Source organism: Paenirhodobacter populi (assembly GCF_004022215.1).
GTDB lineage: Bacteria > Pseudomonadota > Alphaproteobacteria > Rhodobacterales > Rhodobacteraceae > Rhodobacter > Rhodobacter populi.
Window position 1 is genome coordinate 170599 of record NZ_SAUZ01000004.1, and the last position, 19182, is coordinate 189780.

Here is a 19182-nt window from a genome sequence, read left to right on the forward strand (position 1 = left end):
TCCCGCAACGCATACAGGTTCGTTGGGTCGGGACATCCGCGACGGCGGGCCGCTGAAAGGCATCTTCTGGAACGGGTTTGTTCATGGAATTTTCGGTTCATCTTCGATCAGCCGGGCCAGATCACCAAGCGCGCGCTGAATCAGTTTCTGTTTCCGGGCGTCCTGGGATTCCGCGGTTTCAGAGTAGCGGCGGATCAGGTATTGCGCTTTGATGGCCGCTTCGTGCCAGGTCACCGCCGGTTCGGCCAGGAGCTGTGCCTCGAGCTCTTCCTGCCGACGGCGCAACGCCTCCTGATCCGCTTCGAATTCCTTCAGGGAATGACGCCGGAAATCGGTCGCCATCTGACCTTCGGTCGTGCGCCGGGCATCGAGGTTCACCGGATCATCTGTCATGGCGGTCCTCCCTTGAAAATGTCCCGCTGCGATCAGGACTGGTGCAATATCCTTGCCGAATAAACGCCGTGCCCGACGATCCGATCCTTGGTGATCCCCTGATTTGGATCAGTCGTCGCGGATCTCGTCCCACACGATGATCTATCGTGTTTCACCGATGCTAAATCGTGAGAGACGGCATCCCCTCGTTCTCGGCAGCCTGAATGGCATTGACTTCCCGGACACTGCTCAATGGCATTCGGGGCGCGCGGATCTGGTCGGGTCCGACAGGTTCAGATATGTTTGAACCTTCATATATGCGCCGAAGGTGCCCCTCAGAAATTCCGTCAGCCTGCATCACGAGCCGTGTCATCGGATCGGCGAGCATATCTTCCAGGAACAGCTCGGTAAGCTCTTTCCCCGACATTTTGTCCTTTGCATGAGCGCGATCCAGGTCCGTCAACGAAAGCGTCAGACTCCGCGCCAGTCCAGGATGTGACTCACGCGGGTGTAACCGCACCAGAACAGAAGCTCTCCAGTTTTCCGGGTCCAGGTGACTCGCAGGCACCGAGAGTTCTGTTTCCAGATCGTACTCTCCGGCCGGGAGCGTTTCATCAAAGCCCGGGACAGTGAAGGGTCTCAGAAAAACTGCGGTCGTCTTGCGGATCAGGCCCTCCATTCACGCACTCCTTTGCTGTGCCGATGGTCGGATGTGAGCCTTCAGAACACAGTCGTATGCTCGCGGAGGCACTCCCCGTTTTTCCGGATTTGCGATAGGCTTGACGATTGGCGCCGTCTGCCCCGATGCTTGCTTGCGCAATCTAAAAGCTTGACGAGATGGACTGCCGGGAGATTGTGCCAGCACAATCTCCCTAGAGTTCCAGCCCGGTCACGCAGGCCTGCGCCAGATCGCGGTTCGGCGTATCATTGCCCGGCATGGTCGCCCAGCCGGTCTGCATCAGTGCATCGCGACGCTGGGAGGTGGATGCCGCCTGGATCGTCGCGAGCTTCGCGAGGCGATCGGGATCGGTGCGCGATCTGTCAAGGCAGATGGGGACCAGGGCCGCGATCACTCCGTCATGGGCGACCGCGCTTGCCATCTTGGTCGCGCCGCCCCCGGTCATCCAACCACCCCAGGAGAATCCGGCGATGCCGATCACCACCGCTCCGATCACGGCGCCGTAGATACCGGGTTTCAGCCATTCGGGAGTGTTCATTTCAGGTTCTCCTGCGGAGATTGCGCCGCGCCGCGTGGTTGTGCATCAATTGAGAATGCCAGGTCACGGCTCAGTGCCGCTTCCAGATCTTCTTCGGTGACCGGGCGCATCTCGACCCGACCCGCTTCTTTGCCCTTGCCGCCGACCATCATACAGGTCGAGGTCCGACGGTATGCTTCAAAGCTCAGCCCCTGCAGGAGTTCCTCCTCGACAAGGACGTCATATTTTCCGGCGGGAAGGACGTCGGAATACCCGGACAGAGTGAACGCATGGGAAAATGTCACCTGTTTTCTGGATGACCGCGTGTTCATCTCCGACCCTCCGAGTGTTTCTGATGTTGGCATTGGCCAGATGCCGCGCCCTGCTGATGACAAGAGCCGATGAGATGGCCAAATTCCTAACGAAGCATACGCCAGTCTTCACGATCCGGGGCTGATCAGTGTTAGCCTCCAGCAAAAGCGGTCGCCAATACTGCAGTGCAAGTTGCGGTCTTTCGAACAGGTGAGCGCAGTTCGCGGGGAAGGTGCCAACGCGCTGCCGCGAACAAGATTGCTCACCGCAGCAGCGGACCATCGTGATCCATATACCCGGTGTCGAAACCCGCCAGTGCCTGAAGGCGGCCGAAATCGTTAAAGACCACCTTGCCCTTCTGGAACGTGACCAGCCCGTCCTCCCGCAATTGCCGCAGCACCCGGTTGACGTGAATGGCGCTCAGGCCAAGCGCGTCAGCCAGATGATACTGGGTCAGAGGACAGGTGAACCCCGTCCTGTCGCCCACCCCTACGAGTTTCAGCCGTGCCCCAAGTTCCAGCAGCAGATGCGCCATTCGCTCCACCGCAGAGCGTCGCCCGAGATTGACCAGATGCTCGACCATCATCGCTTCGTCCCGGGATGAGGCCCAGAGGACGGCGGTGGCCAGCCGGGGTGCCTCGGCAAAGGCGCCGAGAATATCCGGGGCAAAAACCTCGGAGGCTTCGATATTCGTCAGCGCCTCAAGGCTCAGGTCCGAGGTTCGGAACAGGATGCTGCGCAAGCCCAGAAAATCGCCGGGGATCTGGAAGTTCACGACCTGGCGCCCGCCATCGGGCAGCATCTTATAGGAACAGGCCCAGCCTTCGGCCAGGATGAAGGCGGAGGCGTTCGACTGGCCCTCGTGCATCATCTCATGCCCGGCGAGGAAGGTTCTGCGCCGCCGGTGAAAGCGAGCAAGGGTTTCCAGATCAACCGCTGACAAGGCCACGAAGGCGGACAGTTTCCGGGTCAGCGGGCTGCTTTCGACAGGGTTCAACGGCTTCTCCCGGTTGGAGCGGAATTCACGACAGGCCAGCGGGCAGGCTGCTCTGGAGCAGTCCAGCCGACAGAACTTACTGTCAGGATGATGCAACTCATCGGGATTCTGTCGTGTCCTGATCCCTTGTATACCAAAAGGACCTCGCGCGATGCCCGGCCAGACAGATCATGCAGGAATGGCAGCACTTTCCATTTGCGAGGCGCTCCTGCTCGCCATCAATGACCACAAACTTCTGCCCGAACGCGAGATCGCAGGCGTGCTCCGCGATGCGGCAGCCGCGCATGAGAATGCAGCGGGCAATGCAACAGAGATGGAGATGCATCAAAGCGTCGCCAACCTGATCAATGGGATCAAGATTGAAGGAAGCGCGCCCGGGTGAATCTGAAACGCAAACAACGGGTTGCCATTGTCTCGAGGGCCGATATTTGGAGAGATGATCTTCCGATCAAGCGCGTCAGCATGCGACGCGGCTTCGATATGGCGTCCCTCCGCTCCCTCAGGTTTACGCCGAGCCCTGGGTTTCTAACACCAGGAAGAGGTTCACCCATTTTGCAGAGGGCGTGTCCCGCCACTTTTAACGCCCGACGCGGCTTTGAGTGGCAGAGACCATGCCGATGCTTTCAGGACCCCAGCCTGGCGTTTCCGAAGAAAAAGGCGACCATAGCGCCACTTGCGTCAGGCCCCTGCGCGTCGGTGTAAGATCCCCGCGCAGAACCGCCCGACCACGCATGGCCCAGCCCTTCAATCTTCCACTCTTCGACAAGGGCGAGGCTTTCTGTTCCGCTCAGCGTCGTCTTGCGGCTATAGGCGCGTCCTCCGGCTTGGCCGCAATCCTCGATCTGGATGGTCTGGCCTGGTCCGAGGTCGAGGACACGCTGCGCGATCTGCTCGCCGTTCGAGGGGTGGACGGTCGCGTCGGCGGTGCCGTGCAGAATGATCGTCCGTACTGCCGAAGCTCCTTTTCGAGGAGCAGAAGCGCTTCCGTTTCCCGCCATGGCGGTAAATGCCGACGGCACATCTTTGGCAGAACCCGCTGGCAATCCCGAATGTGCCCCTACACCCGAGAAGACATCGGGATAGGTTTCGCCCAAGATGACGGCCATCGCGGCCCCGGCCGAAAGACCCGCAACGAATATCCGGTCGCCGGGCACTCCATGTTCTGAGGCGACCTTTCGCGCGAGATCAGCAAGGATCGCCGGTTCTCCCCGATCCCGGAGTTGATCGCCGCGCCGAAACCAGTTCCAGCAGGACTGGGCATTTTCCCCGCGCGATTGGTGCGGGTAGACGACAATAAAGCCACGCGCCTCTGCCAGATCGTTCATGCCGGTGCCCGCGGCAAAATCTTCCGGGGTCTGGGTGCAGCCGTGCAGCATGACGATCATGCCCGTAGCGCCAGCGCAGGCCGAGGCGGGCACGTAGGTGCGATAGCGGCGGGTGCCAGCCTCGCAGGTAAATCGGTCTTCCAGAAACCGCGCGCCCTGGGGAAGGCCTTCCGAGGGATCCTCGTCTCGCGGCCCGTGCGGGCGCAGGCGGGCCATCATGTCCTGCAAGGGTCCCGCCGCCAGCGAATCGACTGCTGCGTCGGCGGCAGGCCTCAACACAAGGCCGTGGCGCGCGAGCGTTTGTATGACCAGACCATTGGCGAAGGAAGGCGCTGCGGAGCGCAGGCGACTGGCCGCCGCACTCCAAGCGCGGGAGGGGAAAGCTCTCATGGTATCTGTCCTTTTCGGGGGCTACCGGATGCGGTCGGCGAGCGCTTTCCTGACCTCGGAGGTTGCCTGCAATCCGCCAAGCACGGTGATCGAGCCGATCACGGCCCGCGCGAGCTCCGGCGAGACATCGGCAGCGATGCGCGCGAGGCCCACGACCTTCACATGCAAAACGTTACCGGTATCGCGCAGGGCCTCGAGATCGGCCCGCGTATAATCGCGCAGACCAAGTTCCAGCGTGTGCCGCTGGATCGAATTGCTGACCGCCTCACCCTGCGCGTCGAGTTGCTTGCGGATGGCAGTGCGGATGAAGTCGCTTCGGTTCGCATAGAAGCCCTCCTGCACCAGAAGATCTATCCGGCCCAGATCGACATAGCCCAGATTGATCGTGATCTTCTCGTTCTCGGGCTGAGCTTCGCGCAGCTGTCTGACGTTGCCCATCGGATTCTCCATCTGTATGGATGGTATTTGGATGTCGAAATGCAGAATACAAGGCCCATTGCGGAACGCTGCGCCTGTGTGGGGTGCCAATAGCATTCGCGGCCCGGTTGACCGAAGCACAGCAAGCTGCCCGCATCAGGTGATGTAGCGCGGTTTGCGAGCCTCAGGTGAGGAATTCCTACACCGCCGCTGGAGGGTCGGCATTGGCGATCGGTGCCTCCCGATGAGTGATGGTCACGGCGGTGCCGGGGTCTGCATCGCTCAACCGGATCTCTGCCTCTAGATTTCTGGCGAGTGCCTCGACGATACCCGTCCCCAGGCCCGCCCTGGGCGCATCGCCCCCCGTCGACATGCCGATGCCGTCGTCGGTGACCGAAAGGGTCCAATCCCCGCCCGCCGAGTTGTAGTCGATCGCGATCGCGCCCGTGGGCTGATCAGGGAATGCGTGCTTGAGGGCGTTGATCACCAGTTCTGTGACGATAAGCCCCAAGCTGACGGAGGCGTCCGCCTCCACGGCGCTGTCATTAACACTTACCGATATCGACAGCCGGTCCGGATCGGCGATCATCGACGCAGCGAGGCTCGCGCAAAGTTGCGTCAGATAGGTACGGAGTTCGACGTTGCCGCCTGGTGACGTGGAGAGTTGCTTCTGTACAGCCGCGATCGACATCACCCGGTGATGGGCGTTGTGGAGATGCCCGCGCACCTCTTCCGACTGTACCCGACGTGCGCTCTGCATCAGGACGCTGGCAATGATCTGGAGGCTATTCGCGATCCGGTGTTGAACCTCCTGGAGCAGGACGGCCTTTTCCCGAACCAGATCGTCTTTCTGTCGGGCCTCAGCGCGCGCGTCGGTCACGTCGGTCACCGCCAGCAGCAGCCGAATGTGATCCTTTATGCCGTCATCGAGCGTCCGCGCATTGACGACAAGGCTCCGTGTCTTCCGGTTCGGCCGCTTGAGGTCGATTTCGTAGGCTTCGATCTGTGCACGGCCTGAAGCGGTCGCCTTCAGCAGCGAGGCAAGCCTGGGCATCGCCCATTCGCCGTTTCCAAGCGCGCTGAGCGGTCTGCCGGGAATTGTCGCCGGATCGATCTCAAAGGCACGGCAGAACGATGTACTGGCCGCGATGACCTTCTGGTCTTCGGACAGGAAAAGCAGCGGCTCGTTCGATGAAACCACGACAGCGAGCGTGCTCGCCGCTTCGAAATGGGCAACAGGTATCTTGGACATAAAAATGGCCCCCATGGGCCGAAAGCTCGCGATGCGAGCCATCACTCGGCAGGAACGCAGTCCAGTACAAGCCCTGGGTCGGCATCCTGAGCCAACCTACCACGTCCACCCCAGACTGGCATCACTCTTAATTAGTATGGTGGGAGCAAGGCTGCATCTCTGATACCAAAATCAGCTTTCCACTCTATATCGTTGACGAGCGACTATTTCAGCATAGTACCGTATTGGGGTCCGAGTGGTCGATCACGCTGCGGGTGAAATGGCGCACATCTGTCAGGCGAACTTTTCGCACGCTGTGCCGATCCTGTGGGAGGAGGTTGGTCAGATGGAGGGCTTTCAGCGAGCGGCCCGCATGGCAGGCCCTTAGTGCCGTCGGCAGTCATCAAGCTGTGCAGATGGCAGGCAGTTTGGCAGCCATTCCCAAACCGGTTGCGGTACATTCCGGAGCGTCCAAAGGCGAGAGGCAGGGTATTTGTAGCGCTCTGAAAGACGGTGCTCCGATCACTCAAGGGGAACCCTCCATACCGCGCCGTTGCCCCAGTCTGCCGTCAGCAGCGTGCGGCCGTCGGGTGCCGGCACAAGCCCGACCGGGCTGGAGAAGCCGTCGGCCAAAACCCGCGAACCGCCTGACATCAGGATTTCCCGAACCGTCGTGTTGCCATAATCCACGACGAACACTCGACCGTCTTCTGTCTGCGCGATGCCGGGGCCGGGTGTCGCGATATCCTGACCAGCCTCTATGCGGGTGCCGTCTGGCCGAAGGACTGTCACGCCACCGCCGATGTTCGACACGACGTAGCCGCCATTCGGGGTCTGCACGACCCCTACTGGCGTGCGCAGGCCATCAATGACCGAAACGAGGTTGCCATCCTGCACAGCTAGGATTTCATTCGTCCTGCGATTGGCGATCATCAATCGGCCGGCCCGGTCGAAGCTCAGCCCGGCAGGGGTCGCGAGGCCGGTGATATGCGTGCTGCGCTGCCCGTCAGGCGTGAAGCGCCAGACCAGGTCGCTGGAGTATGAGGCGACATAGATCATTCCATCCGGCCCGACCGCCAGTCCCGAGGGTCCCGACAATCCGTCGGCGAAGGTGGACCGGCTGCCGTCTGGAGCAACGCGGGATACAATACCCGCGCTCCATTCCGCGACATAGAGGTTTCCGGCCGCATCGAACCCCATGCCGACCGGCGAACGGAACCCGTCCCATAGCCGCTCGGGCGTGGCGGCGTGGGCTGGCAACGCGGTGCAGGCGATGGCGGAGGCGATCAGCGTGCGTCGAGACAGGATCATGCGCCGGCCTCCTCGCTTGCAGTCTCATGCCGCGAGAAGACCTCTTTCGCTGCAAATGATCCGTTCAGGGCTGCCGGGAAACCAGCATAGACCGCCATCTGCATCAGGATCTCGGTGATCTCGTGCTTAGAGATTCCGACATTCAGCCCGGCCTCAATATGCACCTTCAGTTGTGGTGCGGCGGTGCCCATGGCCGCCAGTGCGGCTATTGTGGCGATTTCGCGGTCGCGCAGGCTCAACCCCGGTCGGCAATAGATGTCGCCGAAGGGAAACTCGAACAGGTAAGTGGCGAAGTCGGGCGCGATGCCCGCCAGCGCATCGACCACGTTCTGCCCGGCCGCGCCGTCAATTTCCGCGAGCGCGCGCCGGCCGCGCTCCAACCGGCTTTCGCCTGACATCGGGGAGTTCTGCATCATGGTTTTCCATCCTCTGTTCCGCCTCGGCATAACCGCCGATCTTGGTGTCGAGGACGAGAAGCGCGGCCTGAAGATCGGCCACATGGGCGCGCACCTTGTCCCGATGCGCCTCCAGAAGAACACGTCGCGCCGTGCCAGTTTCGGCACCCTGTTCGCGCAGGGCCGCGTAGCGCAGCATCTCGCGGATCGGCATGCCAGTGGTTTTCAGGCGCTCCAGAAACCCGATCCAGCTGATGATCGAGGCGTCGTAGTCCCTCTGGCCGGAGGCATCACGGTCGGCGCGCGGCAACAACCCGATCCGCTCGTAGTAGCGGAGCGTATGGGCTGACAATCCGGCACGTTTGGCGAGTTCCCCGATCTTCATGACCTGCTTCTCATCACGACGCAAAGGAAGCTACGGGTTCGAGTGCACTCTAAGTCAAGAGACTTTCTCAAGACTTCCAGACCTGACATGCGCCAGCAGAGAAACATCATTCGAGCCGCAAGATTGTTCCCTTTCCGTTCTGCCCGCGTTAAGCTTGACCGAAACTTGGGGCGCGCGCAGGGCATGGGGTATCTGGACAGGCTGAACGACCGGCAGAGAGAAGCCGTGGAATACGGGGCAGGGCCCCTGCTGGTCATTGCCGGCGCTGGCTCCGGCAAAACCAACACGCTGGCACATCGCGTTTCCCATCTGCTCACAAAGGGGGCCGATCCGAGGAGGATTCTCCTGATGACCTTCTCCCGCCGGGCCGCCACCGAACTGACCCGCCGGGTCGAACGGATCACCTCTGAGGCCATGGGCGCGGGCTATGCGGCCGAGGCGCTGACCTGGGCCGGGACGTTTCACGGTATCAGCGCCCGGGTTCTGCGGGAGATCGCGCCTCAAATCGGGCTCAATCCCGATTTTTCCATCCATGACCGCGAAGATTCTGCGGATCTCATGAATCTTTGCCGCCACAGCCTTGGCCTCTCGGCGACCGAAACCCGCTTTCCCGCCAAGGGGACCTGCCTTTCGATCTATTCCCGCGCCGTGAACTCCGGAGAGGCGCTGGAGGCGGTGCTGAAGCAGCACTTCCCCTGGGTGATCGGCTGGGAGGAGCAGTTGAAGCAGCTCTTCGCGAGCTATGTCGAGGCCAAGCAGAGCCAGAATGTGCTCGACTACGACGATCTCCTCCTCATCTGGGCACAGGTCATGGAGGAACCGGCCTTTGCCGCGCATCTGGGCGCATTGTGGGATCATGTGCTGATCGACGAGTATCAGGATACCAACCGCTTGCAGTCCCGCATTCTGCTGGCGCTGAAGCCGGACGGTCGGGGATTGACCGTCGTCGGGGATGACGCCCAGTCGATCTATGCCTTTCGGGCAGCCACAGTCCGAAACATCCTCGACTTCCCGGCAAGTTTCGACCCGCCGGCGGGCATCATCACGCTGGATCGCAATTACCGCTCAACCCAGCCCGTCCTCGAAGCTGCAAACGCGGTGATTGCGCAGGCCCGCGAGCGCTACACCAAGGATCTCTGGACCGACCGGACCTCTGCCGTGAAGCCGAAGATCGTGACCTATGCGACCGAGGCCGATCAGGCGCGCCATATCGCCGATCAGGTCCTGAGCAACCGGGAGACGGGCATGCCGCTGAAACAGCAGGCCGTGCTGTTCCGTACCTCGAGCCATGCGGGTCAGCTTGAGGTAGAGCTGACGCGCCGCAATATCCCCTTCGTGAAGTTCGGCGGCCTGAAGTTCCTGGACAGCGCCCATGTCAAGGATCTTCTGGCTGTTCTGCGGTTCGCGCAGAATCCTCACGACCGGGTTGCCGGGTTCCGCGTGCTGCAACTGCTGCCCGGGATCGGTCCGGGCACGACGGGAAAGGTGCTGGACCATATCAGCACATCGATGCAGCCATTGGTGGCCCTGGCCAGTATGACGGCCCCTCCAAAATCGATGGGATGGCCGGAACTGATCGATGCGCTGCAGGCCACGGATTGGCCCGATGCGCTCGGCCGGGCCCGCGCCTGGTATGATCCACAGCTTGACCGTATCCACGAGGATGCGGAGTTTCGACGGGCCGATCTCCTCCAACTCGAGCAGATCGCGATGGGATATCCGACCCGCGAACGGTTCCTGACGGATCTGACGCTCGATCCGCCGGATGCGACGAGCGGGCAGGCCGGTGTTCCGCTGAAGGATGAGGACTATCTGATCCTCTCGACCATTCATTCCGCCAAAGGGCAGGAGTGGAAGTCAGTCTTCGTTCTCAACGTGGTCGACGGCTGCATCCCCTCCGACCTGGGAACCGGGCAGACGGCAGAAATCGAGGAAGAACGGCGCTTGCTTTACGTCGCCATGACCCGCGCAAAGGAGCAGCTTTCGCTCGGGGTTCCGCAGAGATTCTATGTGACCCAGCAAACCCGAAACGCGGATCGCCATATCTATGCAGCGCGCAGCCGCTTCATCCCGCGCGAACTGCTCAACCACTTCGAAGTGACGCATTGGGCACCGAGGCTCACTGCAGCCGGTGCTGTCCCGCAACCTCCCTCCATCGATGTTGGTCTGCGGCTTCGCGGAATGTGGCAATAGCCATCTCCGCTTTTCGAAGCGAAGCAGTCCTGCTGCTGTTTTGGAATATCAAACGCCTGGGACGGTAAAAGTGCCCTCCGTGGGCAGGGCGCGGAGGAAGGCCAGCAAAGTTCTCCGGGCACCCGGCGGCATATGCGCTATGGCCGAAAGAAAGCTCTGACCTTCCGGACTGTCTGCGAAGCCTGGAACCGATAGATCCAAATGGCTGCCAAGCCCCGCGTTGGGGGGCAGCTCACGAAAGAATTCCGCCGGCGCTACCTCGTAGATCTGAGCAAAATCGTAGAGCCGGGCCACCGACATCGAACTTTGCCCTCGCTCATATTTTTGCACCTGCTGGTAGCTGATAGTCAGCCGTTGCGCGACCGCAGCGAGCGTCAGGTTCCGGGATGATCGGAGCGCCAAAAGCCGTTCACCGATCATGCGGTTGATCAGCTGGGCAGACTGTCGGGATTGTTCTGACGTGCTTTCCGTCGGGCTCACTCCCCATGTTTTGCTACAGGTGTCCGCTCGGATGCGAAATCTGCGGTACGCCCCCGCAATCGCTTCCTGGACCCATGATCGGGAAGTTGGAAAAACCGAATCTATTCGGCCCCTGTGACCTTTAGCATTGGAGGCCTGGACATACGCCACAGGCTCCCCGACCGCATGGTCAAGGAATCTGGCGCCGCAACGGTCGACGCCCTTACCGATAGATTTCGGGGTTTCCACGCCCCGGGAACGGTGCGTACCCGTTCTAGGTTCCTTCTACCGTCTTACATATTCCGTGGGCAAGCCATCACAGCGATATCGACACGAGATCAATCTGTTGGCGGTTCAAGAACTCGCATCACAGCAGGCGCTGGCTGCCAGAAAGGGGTGGTCGACGCCAGCGCGGGGGAGAGCGAGAGGAGGGAAGGGGTGGGGCGGCGGCTTGCGACCGGGAGAGGGGCTCCTGGGGTCGCCCGGAGCACTATGATGGCACAGGTCGAGATTCTGGAACCCGCGCGCCCGCAGCGCAGCGGTGGCTACAAGGTGGACGTCAGCCGGGGAGAGCGGGTCGGCCGCGTCTCCTCCGAGTGGTTCAATCGTCCCGATGATGAACGCTTTCTCTCGCTCGACGACCTCTGGTCTTCGGTGAAATCCCGGTCCGAGCGCAGCCGTACGCGGATCGTGGAATCGTCGCGCATCCATGTCGAAGCCAGCCGCGAAAATCCCGAAAAGCTGCAGCTGATCCTGCCCAAGGCCGATGCGCCGGTCGCCCCGACCCATTGGGCCTTCGGCCAACTCGCCAGCCTGGTCGGCGCGCCTGCGAACTACCTGCGCCAACTGCCCGCGCCCCTTGCCGGGATCAACCTGCAATATGGTCTTTCGGGCGACAGGTCCGAGCAGATCAAGACCCTCGAAACCGATGATGGCCGCGTTGCTCTGCGGGCAGTCACTGGTCCCGATTATGGGCGGATCCATGATCACGAATTGATCGAGGCTGTGCAGAAGATTGCGGGCAGCGGGACGGGGGACACGAGGTGGAAAGTGCCGGGTGTGCTCGACTGGTCGACCGGGGTCTATAACCCCGATGTCGAGATCAGCCGCGATACCACGACGCTCTATGCATCTGACCGCGACGTGTTCGTCTTCCTGGTTGACGACTTCAACCCGATCGAGGCGGGGAAGCTTCCCGACGGATCGCCGGATCTCTTCTTCCGCGGCTTCTATGCCTGGAATTCCGAGGTGGGCGCAAAGACGCTCGGGATCGCGAGTTTCTACCTGCGCGCCGTTTGCCAGAACCGCCAGCTTTGGGGGGTCGAGGATTTTCAGGAAATCACCATCCGGCACTCGAAATATGCCGCCGGTCGCTTTGCGCATGAGGCGGCGCCGGCGCTGACCCGCTTCGCCAACTCCTCACCCCAGCCCTTTATCAACGGCATCAAGGCGGCTCGGCAGCAGATCGTGGCGCGCAGCGATGAGGATCGCCAGGAGTTCCTGCGCAAGCGCGGATTTTCCCGGCCGGAAACCGCGGCGATCATCGACAAGGTGCTGAAGGAAGAGGGACACCCGCCGTCGAGCATCTTCGATTTCGTACAAGGCATCACCCGGCTGGCGCGGGAGAAACCGCATCAGGATGCCCGCCTTGAGTATGAGGGCAAAGCGAAGAAGCTGCTCGACCGGGTCAGCTGATCCACCGTCACCGTACCTTCCGGTCGCCCTGCCTTGGGTCTTCTGAGCAGGGCGACCGTCACACGGTATCGCGGTGCTGACCAGCGCCGGGTACCGGTATTCCCCTTTTTTCGGCCAATCTCCCCCATTGCTGATCTGACAGCAGGGCAGGGGCTGGCCGCAATCCCATGAGGATCGAGATGCAGACCTTTGACGACAAGGTGGACGCAGCCGTCCACGCAGCCTTCATGGCCCTCGGGCTTTCGGCCGGCAACCATATTGATCTGGCGTATCGGCTCAACGATTTCATCACCCAGGAATTCCAGTTCGATGTCACGGAGGATGATGACGATGAGGACCTGTCATCCGCGGCCGCCGGACCGGGAGGGCGCTGCGATGACTGAGCAGGAAAAACGCACCATTACCGAGGCGAGGGAGATCCTGCTACGGCATTTCAACCGCAACCCTGTTCTCGCCTCCTGGCAGGCCGTGCTTGACTATTGCTCTCTGACCGTTCGCGGCGAGCGGGAACGGCTGCATGTCCTGTTCCTCGACCGCAAGAACCGGCTCATCGCCGATGAGACGGTCTCGGTTGGCACGGTGGATCATGTGCCGTGTTATCCGCGTGAAGTGGTCAGGCGCGCGCTCCTGCTGAACGCCACAGCGATCCTGATCTGTCACAACCATCCCGCCGGGGATCCTGAGCCGTCAGAAGCCGATATCGCCATGACCAAAAAGGTCCGCAAAGCCTGTCAGGCGCTCGATATCACCCTGCACGACCATATCATCGTTGGAGCTGGGTTCGAGGTCAGCCTTCGCGCCAGGGGGGTGATCTGATGTTCAGCCATGCCTTTGATTTCGCCTTCGAGGTCACGTCGGCAAAACAGGATGCTTCAGACGTCACCCCGGCCATGCTCCGGCTGGCTTTGCTGCGCCGCGCGATCACCGTGTCGGACGCTGAACTGGTCGAGGCTTGCGACTGTTTTGATACCGCGGAGGTCTCCCATGACTGATCGGGCAACCTTCCGGCGCCAGTTGCGCACCATCACCGCCCATTTCCGGCGCTATCCGGATCGATCGGCGCCGACGACCCGGACCCTGGAATTCGCGTTCGAGACCAATCGCGATCATTCCGACGCGATGGCGGCATGTCTCATGCTGGATGCCTCAATCCGGCCCGGGCTCGATGAATGGAATGTCTTCGGCCAGGAGGTCTGGACGAGGAGCTTCGATCGCCATCGGGGAAAGACCGTCGAGCAGATCATCAATGAGATCTATCCCAAGGAGACGCAGGCATGATGCGCTTCATCGTGGAGGTCGTCGCTCTCGTGTCCTGGGATGACCTTGATCCCTACGATATCGATATTGAGGGCAACTGTGCGGTGGATGGCGCCTGGCTTGTCGGCGCAACGGATGCGGAAGCGGCTCTGGACCGCTTCCACGACAAGGTGGCAATCGCCTTCCTTGAGGACTTCCTGATCTCGGTTCGACCCTATGGGTCGCAGGACAGCTTCAGCTCTTTTCGTGACGTCCTCTGACGCAAGGCGCTGCGCCCGGTTTCAGACTTTCAGGGCATCCTTCAACGCCTTGGCCGGCGTGAAAGTGAGCTTCTTAGCTGCCGCGATGGTGACGGTCTCGCCGGTGGCGGGATTTCGCCCCTCACGCTCAGGCGTCTCCTTCACCTTGAATTTGCCAAAGCCCGGGATCGAAGTCTCTTCTCCGCCGGTCGCCGCGTCCGTCACCGCCTTGAACACGGCTTCGACAGCGGACTTGGCCTGGGCTTTGGTCAGTCCCTGATCCTCGGCAATTTTCGCTGCAATATCATTGATGGTCGTCATTTGTACTTACTCCGCGTTTCCATCGGTGAAGATGGCAGTTCCGCGTCACCTGCGGAATGCCGAAATCACAGCCGCTGCGAGTCTTTTCCGTTTTTCTGCCAAAGGCGATGAGCGAAGTTTCACATCCAGCCGCCAGCATTTCCGGCCTCAGGGGGAGCGGAGCAGACGGCGCAACCAACCGGCCGGCTGGCGAGAGTTCGCCCTGTTGGGGCCGCCCACGCGGGACTTCCGGCGGCTCCCGAGCGCGGCTCGGCCGCTTTCGGTGAGGATATACCTTCGCGCCGTCACGATCCTGAACAAGCCCAGATCAGTCAGTCGCTCCGCAATGGCATCGACTGCCTCGTCTGCGGTATCCGCAAGGGAAAGGATACCATCCGGGTTCTCGCTGGCCGCGCGCAATAGATGCAGCCAGTCCGGCGGCAGATCAGCCTCAGTCATGATCTTGCCTTGCGGCTTCACGCCGGTTGCGTCGGTCGTGAGCAGTTAAAGGTGTCATCTGACGACGAGAACCGGCACCGGGCTATGGGCAAGCACTTCCGCCGTCTGACTGCCGAGCAGCAGCCGTCCAAGACCCCGACGACCATGGGACGACATGCAGATCAGGCTGCAATCCCTGGTCTTCGCGGTCTCAACGATTGCCTCTGCAGCCAGGGAATTCGGCACGTGCACCAGCTCGGCGTAGACACCGATCTTTTCTGCGGCTTCCTGCGCTGATTTCAGGATTTCTTCGGCCAGTTTCTTCTGACTTTCCTCATAGCCCCCGTTGAGCTCGACGGGGGCAACCCAGGCGCCGCCGGCCGCTGCGGCATAGATCGGAAAAGCTTCGGTCACGGTGACGATGGTCACCTTTGATCCGAGCGCTTTCGCAAGTGTCAGGCCATGATCGAGGCCTTTGGTCGCCGTTTCCGACCCGTCCGTGGAAATCAGGATATGATTGTACATGGCTGCTCCTTGAGTGTGCCGGGGAATACCTTGCTTTCGCTGGATCATCTCCTCTGTCGCATGCCCAACGGTGTTCGCCAAGAGTGATGGGGTGGTATGTGAAGCCTACGACGGCTGGGCCGGTGAGATGAGAGGAAGAGGAGGGTGGGGTTTCTGTGACGGGTCGGAGACGGGAGAGAGGCTCCCGGCGCCCGTCGTGGAGAAGATCAGATGGCCAAGGCCGTTCAGAAAATCACCCTCTCGCGCTCGCGCGACATCCCCTTCGACAAACTGGTGCTCAGCCAGTCCAACGTCCGCAAGATCAAGGCGGACATTTCCATTGAGGAACTTGCCGAAGATATCGCGCGCCGGGGCCTGCTGCAAAGCCTCAACGTCCGGGCGCTGCTCGATGACGAGGGCAATGAGACCGGCATGTTCGACGTTCCGGCCGGTGGCCGGCGCTTCCAGGCCCTTGCGCTCCTCGTGAAGCAGAAGCGCCTGGCGAAGAACGCCCCGGTTCCGTGCATCATGCGCGAAGGTGAAAGCGATATCCTCGCCGAGGATGACTCGCTGGCCGAGAACACGCAGCGCGCCGCCCTGCACCCGCTCGACCAGTTCCGGGCGTTCCAGACGCTCCGCGAGAAAGGCCAGACCGAAGAACAGATCGCGGCCGCTTTCTTCGTGCCGGCGACCGTGGTTAAGCAGCGCATGAAGCTGGCCTCGGTCGCGCCGGAACTGCTCGAGGTCTATGCCGCCGACCAGATGACGCTTGAGGAACTGATGGCGTTCACGGTCTCTTCCGATCCCGAACGGCAGGTCCAGGTCTGGAACGCGGTGAAGGATACCTGGCAGCGCGATCCCCATCATATCCGCCGCAGGCTGCACGAGACCTCGGTCCGCTGCTCCGACCGCCGGGTGCGGCTCATCGGGCTCGAAGCCTATGAACTCGCAGGTGGCACGCGCACCCGTGACCTCTTTGAGGATGACAATGGCGGCTGGATCGAAGATGTCGGCCTGCTTGATCGCCTGGTCAGCGAGCGTTTGAAGGCGGAGGCCGAGACCATTGCCACTGAGGGCTGGAAGTGGGTCAAGGCGGATGTCAGCTTCGAATATGGCCACAGCCACGGGCTGCGGAAACTGGTTTCCGCCTCGGCACAGCTGACCGAAGAGGAATATGCCATCCGCGAGGCGCTTCGTACCGAGTTTGACGAGCTTGACGGGGAATACGCCTCCCCCGATGGATACCCGGAAGAAATCGACGCTCGCCTGGGCGAGATCGAGGCAGCACTCGAGGCCTATGACAACCGCCCCGAAACCTTCGACCCGGCTGAGATTGCGCGTGCCGGCGTGTTCCTCAGCATCACGCTCGACGGCAAGTTCGACGTCCAGCGCGGTTTTGTCCGGCCGGATGATGAGGCGCCGCAGGGCCAGGACGATGCTGGCGACAACGATTTGCCCGACCGCGATTATGACGGTCGCGACGGTGCATACGACGACCGGGCACCCGCGACCGTCGTTAGCGTGGGTGGGCAGCCTCCCGAGCCCGAGGAGGATGAAGGCGACGCGATCAAGCCTCTGCCGGATCGCCTGCTTTCGGAACTGACGGCGTATCGGACGATCGCCCTTCAGGACGCCGTGGCCCTGCATCCGCATGTCGCCATGACCCTGCTCCTGCACAAGCTGGTCACCGATGGCTTCCGCACGGCGCAGGCGCGCTGCCTCGAAGCTTCGGTGCGCGCGGTGCATCCGTCGACGCCGCCGGAAGACCTGGCATCGTTCCCCCCGGCTCTGTCGATCGCGGAGCGCCATCAGGCCTGGCAGCAGGACATCCCGCAGGAGGACGATCAGGCCCTCTGGGACTGGATTGTGGGGCTTGATGAGGCGAGCCGACTGGCATTGCTCGCGCATTGCGTCTCCTTCGGCGTCAACGCGCAGCACGAAAAGCCCAACCCCTATAGCGGATATGGGCTCAGCGCGCATGCTCTGCAATGTCGGGCAGTGGAAGCTGACCGTCTCGCCCGGGCCACCGATCTCGACATGGTCGAGACGGGCTGGCAGCCCACGGTCGAGAACTATCTCGGTCGGGTGACGAAGCCGCGCATCCTCGAAGCCGTCCGCGAGGCGAAAGGGGAGGGGGCTGCGCAGCTGATCGACCACCTCAAGAAAGGCGACATGGCCCGCGAGGCGGCTCGCCTGCTCGACGGGACTGGCTGGCTGCCGGAAATCCTTCGGGTCGAAGGTGATGAAGATCTGATCACGACCGAGGAGGATACGGCACCCGTCGAAAACCTCCCTGCCTTCCTGGCGGATGAAACGGTCGATCCTGAACCGGCGACCGATGACGCCGAAGCCGGGGAACTGGTGGCGGCGGAATGATCGCTCCTCGGGACGGCGCAGCGCGCCGTCCCATCTTCCCCTTCAATCCCACATCCGACCTGGCGCGTGCCGGGTCCGGTCTCATCATGGAGAACCCCATGTCTGCACAGCAGATTTTCACGTGCGCACCCCTCGGTGCGCTGCTTCGGTATAGCGACGGAAAGCCGAAGCCTCCGGCCAGGTTCACAAAAAGGCTCGCTGCCTGGCAACGCAGTAACGGATGCGGTCGGCTGGTCCGGAAAGATCCGGGCCGATCGGGTGCCAATGGCAACAGCTTCCCGGCCACGATCACGCTGCATGAGGGTGATTTTTCCTCGGCGGGCGTGATCCTGGTGGTCATGCATCGAACCTATTCGGTGGCCTCCGAACTCAAATTCGAGATCGCGGAACTGCCCCGCCCGGGAATGGTCCGGGTGGTGCAGATCTTCGGTGATACGACCGAATTGCTGCATCTGGCCGAAAGCCAGGAGGCTGCCGAACTCTGGCTGGCGAAGAACCCCTATCACCTCGCGCGTTTCGAGGTGGTGGAAGACGCGACACCGCCGGAACCGGCCATGGCTCTGGCCGCCTGACGCCGAACTGCGGTCCCGCCCGTTGCCCGCCTGTCGTCATGGCAGGCGGGTTTTCATTTTGGCGGCGACGGGCGGGCCATGGGAAAAAGGGCGATTTCCTCAACCCGATCCAGACCTGCAGCTGATCATGCGGCCGCAAGATCCCACCGAACCCGATGACCCACGGAGCTCAACATGGCTGAATACACTGTCATCCTGAAAGATCGTGACGGTTTCGACATCTGCACCGCACTGGTCGATGGCCTTCCTGCCGCGAAGGCTCGCGCCAGGTATCTCCTGAGCGATGAACACGCCGCGATGATCGGCACGACGCATGACGATCTCGGCACATACAAGGTCGAGGTTCAGAGCAACGCTTCAGGTGTTTGTCTGTGGGACGCCTTTCGATGCCCCTCCCCAGATCCCGGAGAGACATATGAACTCTGAAATCTCGCCCCCCTATGATGACGCAGTTGCCGAGGCCGAAGGCTGGTTCATCAGCTATGCGCCCGGTAACAGCGACGGCACGAACTGGCGTCTCGAACGCCGCGATGAAGATGCCGTTTTCAATAGCGATCACGATGCGCATCGCCATGTCGTGGCGAAAGCAACCGAAGGCAGTGAATACCACCGTGCCTGTCTCGCTTTTCTGCGGGATCACGAGCCGATCGAGTATGGCATCGTGACCGGCGTCGCCCGTTGATCCGGAAATCCATGACGGAGATCCGCCTTCCCGCATGACGAAACTGCCTCTCCGAAGCAGGGCTGCGGCGCTGACCGAAGACAGCTTCGGTCGCGGTGACTTCGAGGGACGGGAGCGCGCCACCTGTGGGCGCGCT

At 61.7% G+C, this 19182-nt stretch carries 27 protein-coding genes; 12 read left to right on the forward strand and 15 right to left on the reverse strand.

Annotated features, from left to right (window positions below; genetic code table 11):
- Window positions 1–81: 81 nt before the first annotated feature.
- The 5 genes from D2T30_RS05420 to D2T30_RS05440 all read right to left on the reverse strand — a co-directional run bounded on the left by D2T30_RS05420 (window position 82) and on the right by D2T30_RS05440 (window position 2877).
- On the reverse strand, window positions 82–393 hold the full coding sequence (locus D2T30_RS05420; protein ID WP_128208047.1) for a hypothetical protein: 312 nt from the start codon (window positions 391–393) through the stop codon (window positions 82–84).
- A gap of 160 nt (window positions 394–553) precedes the next feature.
- The gene (locus tag D2T30_RS05425) at window positions 554–1051 is read right to left on the reverse strand and encodes a hypothetical protein (protein WP_128208048.1); all 498 of its coding nucleotides are present in this window, start codon (window positions 1049–1051) and stop codon (window positions 554–556) included.
- A gap of 193 nt (window positions 1052–1244) precedes the next feature.
- Window positions 1245–1589 (reverse strand): hypothetical protein, encoded by a 345-nt coding sequence (locus D2T30_RS05430; protein WP_128208049.1) that lies wholly within the window; start codon window positions 1587–1589, stop codon window positions 1245–1247.
- Entirely contained in the window at window positions 1586–1900 is a 315-nt protein-coding gene (locus D2T30_RS05435) for a hypothetical protein (RefSeq protein WP_128208050.1), read from the reverse strand. Before D2T30_RS05435 ends, D2T30_RS05430 begins: the two co-directional genes overlap by 4 nt.
- Window positions 1901–2142: 242 nt before the next feature.
- Entirely contained in the window at window positions 2143–2877 is a 735-nt protein-coding gene (locus D2T30_RS05440; protein ID WP_128208051.1) for a Crp/Fnr family transcriptional regulator, read from the reverse strand.
- A gap of 178 nt (window positions 2878–3055) precedes the next feature.
- Between D2T30_RS05440 and D2T30_RS05445 the strand changes: the two genes are divergently transcribed.
- Window positions 3056–3259, forward strand: coding sequence for a hypothetical protein (locus D2T30_RS05445; protein ID WP_394343106.1), 204 nt, complete (start codon window positions 3056–3058; stop codon window positions 3257–3259).
- A gap of 241 nt (window positions 3260–3500) precedes the next feature.
- Here D2T30_RS05445 and D2T30_RS05450 read toward each other — a convergent pair whose 3' ends face one another.
- From D2T30_RS05450 to D2T30_RS05475, 6 genes are all read right to left on the reverse strand, one after another.
- Complete coding sequence (locus D2T30_RS05450; protein ID WP_128208053.1) at window positions 3501–4592, reverse strand: extracellular catalytic domain type 1 short-chain-length polyhydroxyalkanoate depolymerase; 1092 nt, start codon at window positions 4590–4592, stop codon at window positions 3501–3503.
- Between the two features lie 21 nt (window positions 4593–4613).
- The gene (locus tag D2T30_RS05455; RefSeq protein WP_128208054.1) at window positions 4614–5030 is read right to left on the reverse strand and encodes a CopG family transcriptional regulator; all 417 of its coding nucleotides are present in this window, start codon (window positions 5028–5030) and stop codon (window positions 4614–4616) included.
- Between the two features lie 178 nt (window positions 5031–5208).
- Entirely contained in the window at window positions 5209–6261 is a 1053-nt protein-coding gene (locus D2T30_RS05460) for a sensor histidine kinase (protein WP_128208055.1), read from the reverse strand.
- 501 nt (window positions 6262–6762) lie between these two features.
- Window positions 6763–7551, reverse strand: coding sequence for an NHL repeat-containing protein (locus D2T30_RS05465; RefSeq protein WP_128208056.1), 789 nt, complete (start codon window positions 7549–7551; stop codon window positions 6763–6765).
- Window positions 7548–7967 carry a carboxymuconolactone decarboxylase family protein gene (locus D2T30_RS05470; protein ID WP_241651207.1) on the reverse strand — a complete coding sequence of 140 codons (420 nt, stop codon included), beginning with the start codon at window positions 7965–7967 and terminating at the stop codon, window positions 7548–7550. Before D2T30_RS05470 ends, D2T30_RS05465 begins: the two co-directional genes overlap by 4 nt.
- Window positions 7897–8331 carry a MerR family transcriptional regulator gene (locus tag D2T30_RS05475; protein ID WP_128208057.1) on the reverse strand — a complete coding sequence of 145 codons (435 nt, stop codon included), beginning with the start codon at window positions 8329–8331 and terminating at the stop codon, window positions 7897–7899. Before D2T30_RS05475 ends, D2T30_RS05470 begins: the two co-directional genes overlap by 71 nt.
- 183 nt (window positions 8332–8514) lie before the next feature.
- Between D2T30_RS05475 and D2T30_RS05480 the strand changes: the two genes are divergently transcribed.
- On the forward strand, window positions 8515–10524 hold the full coding sequence (locus tag D2T30_RS05480; RefSeq protein WP_128208058.1) for an ATP-dependent helicase: 2010 nt from the start codon (window positions 8515–8517) through the stop codon (window positions 10522–10524).
- 48 nt (window positions 10525–10572) lie between these two features.
- Here D2T30_RS05480 and D2T30_RS05485 read toward each other — a convergent pair whose 3' ends face one another.
- Window positions 10573–11004 carry a helix-turn-helix domain-containing protein gene (locus tag D2T30_RS05485; RefSeq protein ID WP_206612867.1) on the reverse strand — a complete coding sequence of 144 codons (432 nt, stop codon included), beginning with the start codon at window positions 11002–11004 and terminating at the stop codon, window positions 10573–10575.
- A 474-nt stretch (window positions 11005–11478) separates the two neighbouring features.
- Here D2T30_RS05485 and D2T30_RS05490 point away from each other — a divergent pair, with 474 nt between their 5' ends.
- From D2T30_RS05490 to D2T30_RS05510, 6 genes are all read left to right on the forward strand, one after another.
- Window positions 11479–12678: a DUF932 domain-containing protein gene (locus D2T30_RS05490; protein ID WP_128208126.1), complete on the forward strand. Its 1200-nt coding sequence runs from the start codon at window positions 11479–11481 to the stop codon at window positions 12676–12678.
- A gap of 179 nt (window positions 12679–12857) precedes the next feature.
- Window positions 12858–13061 (forward strand): hypothetical protein, encoded by a 204-nt coding sequence (locus tag D2T30_RS05495; RefSeq protein WP_128208060.1) that lies wholly within the window; start codon window positions 12858–12860, stop codon window positions 13059–13061.
- Complete coding sequence (radC, locus tag D2T30_RS05500; RefSeq protein WP_128208061.1) at window positions 13054–13494, forward strand: RadC family protein; 441 nt, start codon at window positions 13054–13056, stop codon at window positions 13492–13494. The genes D2T30_RS05495 and radC overlap by 8 nt, the downstream gene beginning before the upstream one ends.
- Window positions 13494–13670, forward strand: coding sequence for a hypothetical protein (locus D2T30_RS23015; RefSeq protein WP_164884223.1), 177 nt, complete (start codon window positions 13494–13496; stop codon window positions 13668–13670). The genes radC and D2T30_RS23015 overlap by 1 nt, the downstream gene beginning before the upstream one ends.
- Window positions 13663–13956, forward strand: coding sequence for a hypothetical protein (locus tag D2T30_RS05505; protein ID WP_128208062.1), 294 nt, complete (start codon window positions 13663–13665; stop codon window positions 13954–13956). The genes D2T30_RS23015 and D2T30_RS05505 overlap by 8 nt, the downstream gene beginning before the upstream one ends.
- Window positions 13953–14195, forward strand: a complete 243-nt coding sequence (locus D2T30_RS05510; protein WP_128208063.1) for a hypothetical protein — start codon at window positions 13953–13955, stop codon at window positions 14193–14195. The genes D2T30_RS05505 and D2T30_RS05510 overlap by 4 nt, the downstream gene beginning before the upstream one ends.
- Window positions 14196–14216: 21 nt before the next feature.
- Here D2T30_RS05510 and D2T30_RS05515 read toward each other — a convergent pair whose 3' ends face one another.
- The 3 genes from D2T30_RS05515 to D2T30_RS05525 all read right to left on the reverse strand — a co-directional run bounded on the left by D2T30_RS05515 (window position 14217) and on the right by D2T30_RS05525 (window position 15437).
- Window positions 14217–14495 carry an HU family DNA-binding protein gene (locus D2T30_RS05515; protein WP_128208064.1) on the reverse strand — a complete coding sequence of 93 codons (279 nt, stop codon included), beginning with the start codon at window positions 14493–14495 and terminating at the stop codon, window positions 14217–14219.
- 147 nt (window positions 14496–14642) lie between these two features.
- Window positions 14643–14933: a hypothetical protein gene (locus D2T30_RS05520; RefSeq protein WP_241651208.1), complete on the reverse strand. Its 291-nt coding sequence runs from the start codon at window positions 14931–14933 to the stop codon at window positions 14643–14645.
- 54 nt (window positions 14934–14987) lie between these two features.
- Window positions 14988–15437 carry a universal stress protein gene (locus tag D2T30_RS05525; RefSeq protein WP_128208065.1) on the reverse strand — a complete coding sequence of 150 codons (450 nt, stop codon included), beginning with the start codon at window positions 15435–15437 and terminating at the stop codon, window positions 14988–14990.
- Between the two features lie 210 nt (window positions 15438–15647).
- On the opposite strand from D2T30_RS05525, the gene D2T30_RS05530 reads away from it, so the two are divergent.
- The 4 genes from D2T30_RS05530 to D2T30_RS05545 all read left to right on the forward strand — a co-directional run bounded on the left by D2T30_RS05530 (window position 15648) and on the right by D2T30_RS05545 (window position 19046).
- Complete coding sequence (locus D2T30_RS05530; protein ID WP_128208066.1) at window positions 15648–17792, forward strand: ParB/RepB/Spo0J family partition protein; 2145 nt, start codon at window positions 15648–15650, stop codon at window positions 17790–17792.
- 98 nt (window positions 17793–17890) lie between these two features.
- Entirely contained in the window at window positions 17891–18364 is a 474-nt protein-coding gene (locus D2T30_RS05535; RefSeq protein WP_128208067.1) for a hypothetical protein, read from the forward strand.
- A gap of 174 nt (window positions 18365–18538) precedes the next feature.
- Entirely contained in the window at window positions 18539–18790 is a 252-nt protein-coding gene (locus tag D2T30_RS05540; RefSeq protein WP_128208068.1) for a hypothetical protein, read from the forward strand.
- On the forward strand, window positions 18780–19046 hold the full coding sequence (locus D2T30_RS05545; RefSeq protein WP_128208069.1) for a hypothetical protein: 267 nt from the start codon (window positions 18780–18782) through the stop codon (window positions 19044–19046). Before D2T30_RS05540 ends, D2T30_RS05545 begins: the two co-directional genes overlap by 11 nt.
- Window positions 19047–19182 lie beyond the last annotated feature (136 nt).

Bases quoted from the DNA above. Each gene is read 5' to 3' on its own strand.
- D2T30_RS05530 (WP_128208066.1), top strand. From the start codon at position 15,648: ATGGCCAAGGCCGTTCAGAAAATCACCCTCTCGCGCTCGCGCGACATC.
- D2T30_RS05510 (WP_128208063.1), top strand. From the start codon at position 13,953: ATGATGCGCTTCATCGTGGAGGTCGTCGCTCTCGTGTCCTGGGATGAC.
- D2T30_RS05445 (WP_394343106.1), top strand. From the start codon at position 3,056: ATGGCAGCACTTTCCATTTGCGAGGCGCTCCTGCTCGCCATCAATGAC.
- D2T30_RS05480 (WP_128208058.1), top strand. From the start codon at position 8,515: ATGGGGTATCTGGACAGGCTGAACGACCGGCAGAGAGAAGCCGTGGAA.
- D2T30_RS05455 (WP_128208054.1), bottom strand. From the start codon at position 5,030: ATGGGCAACGTCAGACAGCTGCGCGAAGCTCAGCCCGAGAACGAGAAG.
- D2T30_RS05545 (WP_128208069.1), top strand. From the start codon at position 18,780: ATGAACTCTGAAATCTCGCCCCCCTATGATGACGCAGTTGCCGAGGCC.
- D2T30_RS05470 (WP_241651207.1), bottom strand. From the start codon at position 7,967: ATGATGCAGAACTCCCCGATGTCAGGCGAAAGCCGGTTGGAGCGCGGC.
- D2T30_RS05525 (WP_128208065.1), bottom strand. From the start codon at position 15,437: ATGTACAATCATATCCTGATTTCCACGGACGGGTCGGAAACGGCGACC.
- D2T30_RS05430 (WP_128208049.1), bottom strand. From the start codon at position 1,589: ATGAACACTCCCGAATGGCTGAAACCCGGTATCTACGGCGCCGTGATC.
- D2T30_RS05490 (WP_128208126.1), top strand. From the start codon at position 11,479: ATGGCACAGGTCGAGATTCTGGAACCCGCGCGCCCGCAGCGCAGCGGT.
- D2T30_RS05425 (WP_128208048.1), bottom strand. From the start codon at position 1,051: ATGGAGGGCCTGATCCGCAAGACGACCGCAGTTTTTCTGAGACCCTTC.
- D2T30_RS05535 (WP_128208067.1), top strand. From the start codon at position 17,891: ATGTCTGCACAGCAGATTTTCACGTGCGCACCCCTCGGTGCGCTGCTT.
- D2T30_RS05520 (WP_241651208.1), bottom strand. From the start codon at position 14,933: ATGACTGAGGCTGATCTGCCGCCGGACTGGCTGCATCTATTGCGCGCG.
- D2T30_RS23015 (WP_164884223.1), top strand. From the start codon at position 13,494: ATGTTCAGCCATGCCTTTGATTTCGCCTTCGAGGTCACGTCGGCAAAA.
- D2T30_RS05460 (WP_128208055.1), bottom strand. From the start codon at position 6,261: ATGTCCAAGATACCTGTTGCCCATTTCGAAGCGGCGAGCACGCTCGCT.
- D2T30_RS05465 (WP_128208056.1), bottom strand. From the start codon at position 7,551: ATGATCCTGTCTCGACGCACGCTGATCGCCTCCGCCATCGCCTGCACC.
- radC (WP_128208061.1), top strand. From the start codon at position 13,054: ATGACTGAGCAGGAAAAACGCACCATTACCGAGGCGAGGGAGATCCTG.
- D2T30_RS05515 (WP_128208064.1), bottom strand. From the start codon at position 14,495: ATGACGACCATCAATGATATTGCAGCGAAAATTGCCGAGGATCAGGGA.
- D2T30_RS05435 (WP_128208050.1), bottom strand. From the start codon at position 1,900: ATGAACACGCGGTCATCCAGAAAACAGGTGACATTTTCCCATGCGTTC.
- D2T30_RS05495 (WP_128208060.1), top strand. From the start codon at position 12,858: ATGCAGACCTTTGACGACAAGGTGGACGCAGCCGTCCACGCAGCCTTC.
- D2T30_RS05420 (WP_128208047.1), bottom strand. From the start codon at position 393: ATGACAGATGATCCGGTGAACCTCGATGCCCGGCGCACGACCGAAGGT.
- D2T30_RS05450 (WP_128208053.1), bottom strand. From the start codon at position 4,592: ATGAGAGCTTTCCCCTCCCGCGCTTGGAGTGCGGCGGCCAGTCGCCTG.
- D2T30_RS05540 (WP_128208068.1), top strand. From the start codon at position 18,539: ATGGCTGAATACACTGTCATCCTGAAAGATCGTGACGGTTTCGACATC.
- D2T30_RS05505 (WP_128208062.1), top strand. From the start codon at position 13,663: ATGACTGATCGGGCAACCTTCCGGCGCCAGTTGCGCACCATCACCGCC.
- D2T30_RS05475 (WP_128208057.1), bottom strand. From the start codon at position 8,331: ATGAAGATCGGGGAACTCGCCAAACGTGCCGGATTGTCAGCCCATACG.